Source organism: Inquilinus limosus MP06 (assembly GCF_000767795.1).
Lineage (GTDB): Bacteria > Pseudomonadota > Alphaproteobacteria > DSM-16000 > Inquilinaceae > Inquilinus > Inquilinus limosus_E.
On the sequence record NZ_JANX01000309.1, the window covers coordinates 1 to 7,348 of the forward strand.

7 protein-coding genes are annotated in these 7,348 nt (G+C 70.1%); all 7 read right to left on the minus strand.

Annotation, left to right across the window (positions count from 1 at the left end; all coding sequences use genetic code 11):
• The coding region (locus P409_RS21090) for a gamma-glutamyltransferase (protein ID WP_202964750.1) at positions 1-661 on the minus strand (661 nt) is incomplete at its 3' end.
• A 2-nt stretch (positions 662-663) separates the two neighbouring features.
• Positions 664-1,554, minus strand: coding sequence for a polysaccharide deacetylase family protein (locus P409_RS21095; RefSeq protein ID WP_034843242.1), 891 nt, complete (start codon positions 1,552-1,554; stop codon positions 664-666).
• A gap of 10 nt (positions 1,555-1,564) precedes the next feature.
• On the minus strand, positions 1,565-2,350 hold the full coding sequence (locus tag P409_RS21100) for an SDR family NAD(P)-dependent oxidoreductase (RefSeq protein ID WP_034843246.1): 786 nt from the start codon (positions 2,348-2,350) through the stop codon (positions 1,565-1,567).
• A gap of 8 nt (positions 2,351-2,358) precedes the next feature.
• Positions 2,359-3,222 carry an ABC transporter permease gene (locus P409_RS21105; protein ID WP_034843249.1) on the minus strand — a complete coding sequence of 288 codons (864 nt, stop codon included), beginning with the start codon at positions 3,220-3,222 and terminating at the stop codon, positions 2,359-2,361.
• On the minus strand, positions 3,219-4,139 hold the full coding sequence (locus P409_RS21110; RefSeq protein ID WP_034843251.1) for an ABC transporter permease: 921 nt from the start codon (positions 4,137-4,139) through the stop codon (positions 3,219-3,221). Before P409_RS21110 ends, P409_RS21105 begins: the two co-directional genes overlap by 4 nt.
• A 33-nt stretch (positions 4,140-4,172) precedes the next feature.
• Positions 4,173-5,669 (minus strand): ABC transporter substrate-binding protein, encoded by a 1,497-nt coding sequence (locus P409_RS21115; protein WP_034843252.1) that lies wholly within the window; start codon positions 5,667-5,669, stop codon positions 4,173-4,175.
• A 2-nt stretch (positions 5,670-5,671) separates the two neighbouring features.
• Positions 5,672-7,177 carry an ABC transporter substrate-binding protein gene (locus tag P409_RS21120; protein ID WP_034843254.1) on the minus strand — a complete coding sequence of 502 codons (1,506 nt, stop codon included), beginning with the start codon at positions 7,175-7,177 and terminating at the stop codon, positions 5,672-5,674.
• Positions 7,178-7,348 lie beyond the last annotated feature (171 nt).

Below are 7,348 nucleotides of genomic sequence, written 5' to 3' on the forward strand. Positions count from 1 at the left end.
CACCCTCGTAGAAGTCGTGGGCGCCCTCCCGCGCCAGGCGGCGCAGCATCCGGGCCTTGGCCGGCATCGGGCGGTGCTTGCCTTCCGCCGCTTTCGGGGCCTCGCCGTCCTCGAGCAGCAGCGCGGCCGTCGGCGCGAAGCGGGCCAGCGCATGCGCCTCGATCGAGAGGCAGAAGGCGGCGTACCAGTCGATCTCCAGTCCGCGCTCGGCATGGTCGATGGCCGGCGCCAGCGCCTCGGCCCAGCCGATGCTGCCGAACCGCTCCAGCGCCTCGGCCAGGCCGGCGACCGCGCCGGGGACGCAGATCGAGGGCCCGCCGATCAGGTTGCGGTCCTCGACCACCGACGGCCACTGGAACCAGTTGCCGGTGTCGGCCCCGGCCAGCGGATAGTCGGCCGGGTCCAGCGCCGCCGGGGCGCGGACGTTGAAATCCAGCGCGGAGACCGCGCCGGTGATGCCGTCGGCATGCAGCAGAAAGCCGCCGCCGCCGATGCCGGACAGCCAGGGCTCGACCACGCTCAGCACCAGCGCCGCCACCACCGCCGCGTCCATGGCGTTGCCGCCGCGCGCCAGCACCGCCGCGCCGGCTTCCGCCGCGTAACGATGCTGGGCCGCGACCAGGCCGTGGCGGCTGCGGATCTCGGTCTTCCGCCCGCTCACATTCATGCCTGGCGCCCGAAGCGGCGCGGCTCGACCGGGCCGGGAATATCCGACGCGGCGACGAACCGCCCGGCGTTGGCCGAGCCGGCGTGATACGCCGCGACCTCGCCGACCGTGGCGATCCAGACGCCGGGGGCGGCCGTGATCCGCTCGAGCAGCCGCTCCAGCAGCCGCAGCCGCTGGGCGCGGCCGGAGATCCAGTCATGGACCGTCAGCATGAACAGGCCGTTCAGGCGGCGCAGCATCTCCCACTCGTCCAACCAGCCCTCCAGGATCGGGCCCGGCGCCTCGGGCGGCCACTGGTCGGTGCCGCCGCCGGAGAACTTGAAGAACACGGCGTCGTCGATCGCCCATTGCACCGGCACCTCGACCACGCCGTCGATCTCATAGGGGTGGTCGGCGCCCATCAGCGAGCTGTCCCAGAAGCCGTGCCGGCGCACCTCTGCCAGCATGTGCGGCGTCATCTCCCAGGCCGGCGATCGGAAGCCCTTCGGCACCGCGCCGGTCTGGCGGCGGAACACCTCGATCGCCGCCTCCAGCGCGCCGGTGAACTCGGCGTCGCTGCTCTGCGCCACGATCTCGTGGAAGAAGCCGTGCAGCCCGATCTCATGGCCGCGCTCCAGGAAGGCCGGCAGCAGCTCGGGGTTGGCCTCGGCCACCGCGCCGGGCACGAAGAAGCTGCCCCTGATGCCGAAGCGGTCGAGCAGGTCCAGCAGCCGCCAGATCCCCATCCGCGGGCCGAAGCGGCGCTGCTCCAGCTGGCCCAGCGAGCGCGTCGCCTCCGGCGCCCGCTGTTGCCACAGATAGGGCGAATCCGCGTCGACATCGACGGTGAAGCAGAAGGCGCTGTCGCGGCCTTCCGGCCACTGATAGCGCGGCCAGGGCTGGACCATCGGGACCTCCTTACAACGGCGACTTCTTGGCCTGGTACACGGCCATCGAGCCGATCGAGTTGCCGCCGTCGACGGTCATGGTCGACCCGGTCATGTAGGCGGCGGCGTCGCTGGCCAGGAACAGCACGGCGTTGCCGACATCGGCGGCGGAGGAGGGGCGGCCGAGTGGGATCGACCCGCTGGTCGCCGCGACATGCTCCTCGGTCAGCAGGCTGACCTTGCTGCCGGCGATGAAGCCGGGCTCGACCGCGTTGACCCGGATGCCGAACTCCGCCAGCTCCAGCGCGAAGCCCTTGGTCAGCCGGTCCAGCGCGGTCTTGGACACGCAGTAGGGCACCACGGTCCGCCGCATCTTGCGCGACGCGCCGGAGGAGATGTTGATGATGCTGCCCTGGACCTTGGCGGCGATCATCTGCTTCGCCAGGGCCCGCGACAGCAGGAAGGGCGCGCGGACATTGACCTCGAAGATCCGGTCCCATTCGTCGACATCGATGTCGAGCAGGAAGCCGCTGGGATAGACGCCGGCATTGTTCACCAGGATGTCCGCCGTGCCCCAGCGGACCCCGATCTCGGCGGCCAGCGCCTCGATGTCCTCGGCCTTGCGCAGGTCGGCGGCGAAGGTGAAGCGGTCGCCCTTCAGGTTCATGGCCAGGCGGTCGAGATCCGCCTCCGACGTGTCGGTCAGGCACAGGCTGGCGCCGGCCTCGGCGAAGGCGGCGGCGATCCAGCTGCCCACCACGCCGCAGGCGCCGGTCACCACCACGCGCTTGCCGTTCAGATCGCTGGGGATGTTCATGGGGGTCCTCATCGGCTGTGGGGGTCGAGACGGTCGCGCAGCGCATCGCCGATCAGGTTGGCGGCGAGCACCAGAAGGAACAGGCAGAGGCCGGGGAAGGTGGCGATCCACCAGGCGGTGGCGACATAGTTGCGGCCGGTCGACAGCATCGCGCCCCAGCTCGCGGTCGGCGGCTGCACGCCGAGGCCCAGGAAGGACAGCCCGGCCTCGAACAGCACCATCAGCCCGAACTCCAGCGTCGCGACCACGGTCACGGCGCCCAGGATGTTCGGCAGGATGTGGCGGAACAGGACGCGGAACAGACCGGCGCCCATGAAGGCGGACAGCCGGACATAGGGCCGGCCGGCGATCGCCAGCGTCTGGCCGTAGGCGACGCGGGCGTAGCGCGGCCAGCGCGTCAGGGCCAGCACCAGGATGACGTTCAGCAGGCCGGGGCCGACCACGGCGACGGTGATGATGGCCAGAAGGATGGCGGGCACCGACAGGAACACGTCGACCACCCGCATCACCACCATCTCGACGGGCCCGCGCAGATAGCCGGCGAGCATGCCGAGCACGGTGCCGACGACGCCGGAGATCAGCACCGACAGCACCGCGACCAGCAGCGAGATCCGGGCGCCCCAGACCAGGCGGCTCAGCAGGTCGCGCCCCAGCTCGTCGCTGCCCAAGAGGTAGTGGACGTTGCGGGCGACGGTGCCGGGCGGCTTCAGCCGGCCCAGCAGGTTTTGCGCGCTCGGGTCATAGGGCGCGACCAGCGGCGCCAGGATGGCGGCCAGGGCGAACAGCGCCAGCAGGATGATGAAGGGCAGGGCGCGCCGCAGCGGGTTGCGCCTGGCGGTCGGGGCCGGAGAGGTATCGACGGCGGTGCTCATCGCGCGCTCCCCAGCCGGATGCGCGGGTCGATGGCGGTGTAGAGCAGGTCGGTCAGCAGGTTCAACGCGACGGTGACGAAGGAGCCGAGCAGCACCACCCCCTGCACGATCGGGAAGTCGCGCGCCAGGATCGACTGCACCGTCAGCTGCCCCAGCCCGGGCCAGGCGAACACCGTCTCGACGATCACCGCGCCCGCCAGCAGGTTCGAGACCTCGAGGCCCGCGACCGTGATCACCGGGATCGAGGCGTTGCGGGCCAGGTGGCGCCACAGCAGCCGGCCGGTGGCGGCGCCGCGGGCGCGGGCGGTGCGGACATAGTCCTTCGACAACTCCTCCAGCAGGGCCGTCCGCGTCACCCGGGCGAAGGTTGCCATGCTGAGCAGGCCCAGCGCCACGGATGGCATCACCAGATGGTCGATCCCGCCGGTGGAGGAGGGCGGCAGCCAGCCCAGCGTGACGGCGAAGACGAGGATCATCAGGATGCCGCTCCAGAAGGTCGGCATGCTCTGCGCCGCCAGCACCAGCCCGGCCAGGATCCGGGCCACCCAGCGGTCGCGTCCCAGCGCCACCCCGACCGGGATGCCGATGCCGCAGGCGACCAGCAGCGCCCCGGCCGCCAGCGCCAGGGTGTAGGGCAGGCGCGAGGCGATGATGTCGGCGACCGGCACGTGCTGCACCACGGACTTGCCGAGGTCGAACCGCGCGATCTCGCCCAGGAAGGACAGGTACTGTACCCAGAGCGGCCGGTCGAAGCCCAGCGCGTGGCGCAGCGCGTCGATGTCCGCCTGGGTGGCGGTGTCCGGCACCAGCAGGTAGGTCGGGTCGCCGGTCAGGCGCTGCAGGAAGAAGATCAGCGTGGCGACGCCGAAGATCGTCAGCAGCGCCTGGCCCAGGCGGCGGAGCAGGAAGGCGGTCATGCCGGGCGGTGGTCCTCCGTCATTTCGCCTCCCTCAGTCCGACCAGGACATGCGGTTCAGGAACAGGCTTTCGTTGGGCGTCGGCGTCCATTGCAGCGGCTTGGCGGCGCCGTAGATCGCCACGGTCTGGAACAGCGGCACCACCGGCAGCTCGGTGGCGATGAAGGTGCTGATCTTGCGGTAGTCGGTCAGCCGCCTGTCGCTGTCCAGCGTCGCCCGGGCGTCGTCCAGCCAGCCGTCGAGCTCCTTGCTCTCCACGATGGTCCAGGGATTGCCGGAATGGAACAGCTGGTACAGCGCCCCGTCCGCATCCTGGCAGGCGCAGGAGGACCGGCTGACGGCCAGGGTGGGGCCGCCTTGCGCGCCCTGCTGGATCAGCTTCAGGAAGGTCGGAGTGTCGACCAGCTTGATGCTGGCGTCGAAGCCGACATCGGCCAGCTCCTGCTGGATCGCCTGGACCACGCGCTGGTCGAAGAAGGCGCCGGTGGCGATCTCGACCTTCGGCGTGCCGCCGACCTCGGCGACCAGGGCCTTGGCCTTGTCCGGGTCGAAGGGCAGGCCGGGGATGTCCTCGAACCAGCCGAAATGCGCCGGCGTCACCATCTGGCCGATCGGCTTGTCCAGCCCGCCGAGGATGCCCTGGGTGATACCCTCCTTGTCGACGGCATAGGCCACGGCCTGGCGCAGCCGCTTGTCGTCGAAGGGCGGCCTGGTCGGGTTCAGACGCAGATAAGCCAGCCGCTCGGTCAGGGTGTAGAGCCGCTTGCCCTTGCCCGACGCCTCGAGCTGGCCGGCCAGGTCGGAATCGAGCGACACCGCCAGATCGGCGCTGCCGGCCTCGACATCGGCCAGGCGGGTGGCGGCGTCGGGCACGGCGCGGAACACCGCGGTCTGGAACGGCCCCTTGGTGCCCCAATAGGCGTCGTTGCGGGTCAGGGTGACGGCGACGCCGCGCTGCCAGCTGTCGAACCTGTACGGCCCGCTGCCGACCGGCTTCAGGTTGAAGGCCTCGTTGCCGACCGCCTCGACCACATGCTTCGGCACGATCGACAGTTTCACCAGCTGGGCCAGTAGGGCGGGGTAGGGGCCGGCCAGCGTCAGCACGACGCTGTGCGGCCCCGTCGCCTCGGCCTTCACGATCTTGTCGAACTGACCCTGCTGCGGGCTGGCCAGCTTCGGGTCGATGATCCGGTTGACGCTGAAGGCGACATCCTCCGGCGTCAGCTTGCTGCCGTCATGGAAGGTGACGCCGTCGCGGATCTCGAACTCGACCCGGGTGTCGGACAGCACCTTCCAGCTTGTGGCGATCTGCGGCGCGATCCCGCCCTTGTCGTCGCGGGTGACCAGGTTGTCGAAGATGTTGCGATAGACGTAGTAGCTGTCCGGGTTCCACTGCAGCTGGGGATCCAGCGTCGACGGCTCGTTGACCAGGTCGATCACGAAGCGGTCCTTGGCCTCCGCCGCGGCCGGAAGGGCCAGGGCGAAGGCCAGCGCCGCGCCCAGCAGGGCAGGCTTGAGCGGGACGGCCATGGTCAGTCGGTCCAGGACATGCGGTTCAGGAACAGGCTCTCATTCGGCGTCGGCTGCCAGTTCAGCCCCTTGGCCGCGCCGTAGATGATCGCCGCCTGGTACAGCGGCAGGGCCGGTACCTCGGTGGCGACGATCCTGTTCACCTGGGCGTAGCGGTCCAGCCGGGTGGCCTGGTCCAGGGTCGAGCGCGCCTCGACCAGCAGCTTGTCGACCTCGGCGTTGCGGTAGTTCGACCAGCCGCTGCTGCTGTGCAGCAGGGGGAACAGCACGCCGTCGGCGTCCTGGCAGGCGCAGGACCAGCGGCCGAAGGTGATGCTGGCGCCGTCCTCCGGCTTGCCCTGCGACCGCTTCAGGTAGCTGGCCATGTCGGTCATCGTGATCTTCACGTTGATGCCGATCTCGGTCAGCTGCTGCTGCACCGCCTGGACGATGCGCTGGTCGTAGACCGGGGCGGTGGACAGCTCGGCCTCCACCTTCGCCGCGTCGCCGGCCTCGGCCACCAGCGCCTTGGCCTTCTCCGGGTCATAGGGGAAGCCCTCGATGCCCTCGGTCCAGCCGACATGGGCGGGGGTCAGCAGCTCCGCCACCGGCTTGTCGTAGCCGCCCAGGATGCCCTCGGTCAGGCCCTGCTTGTCGATGGCATAGGCCACGGCCTGGCGCAGCTTGAGATTGTCGAAGGGCGGGTTAAGCGGGTTCAGCCGCAGATAGGCGACACGCTCGGTCAGCACCACCAGCGGCTTGACCTTGTCGGAGCCCTGGATCTGGGCCGCCAGGTCGCTGTCCAGTGTGACCACCAGGTCGGCGGTGCCGGATTGCAGGTCGGCGACGCGGGTGGCGGCGTCGGGCACGGCGCGGAACACCGCTGTCTGGAACGGGCCCTTGGTCCCCCAATAGGCGTCGTTGCGGGTCAGGGTGACGGCGACGCCGCGCTGCCAGCTGTCGAACTTGTACGGCCCGCTGCCGACCGGCTTCTGGTTGAAGGCCTCGTTGCCGACCGCCTCGACCACATGCTTCGGCACGATCGACAGCTTCACCAGCTGCGCCAGCAGGGCCGGGTAGGGGCCGTCGGTCTTCACCCGGACCGTGGTCGGGCCGGTGGCCTCGGCACCGGTGATCTTGTTGAACTGGCCCAGCTGCGGGCTGGCGAATTTCGGGTCGGTGATGCGGCGGATGCTGAAGGCGACGTCCTCCGCCGTCAGCTTCTGCCCGTCATGGAAGGTGATGTCGTCGCGGATCTGGAACTCGATCTCGGTATCCGAGAGGTACTTCCAGGAGGTCGCCACCTGCGGGACGATCTCGCCCTTGTCGTCGCGGGTGACCAGGTTGTCGAAGATGTTGCGGTAGACGTAGTAGCTGTCCGGGTTCCACTGCAGCTGCGGGTCCAGCGAGGACGGCTCGTTCACCAGGTCGACGGTGAGCCGGTCCTTGGCCATGGCCGGGGCCGCCGCCAGCATCATCGCCCCGAGCGCGACACCAAGGGCCGCGCCGAGCCACCTGTTCTGCGTCATGTGATGTCCCCCTGTTGATGCGGCCGGGGCGGGCGCGCCTGCGGCGCTGCCTCCGGTCCGGTTTGTCGTCGCCGCCGGTCCTGCTTCGTCCCGGCCACCTCAAGCGAGGAGGGCAGGGACAGCAGGGCGGCGGTGGCGAAGTCCTGAAAGGCCGTCAGCGCGGCCGTGATC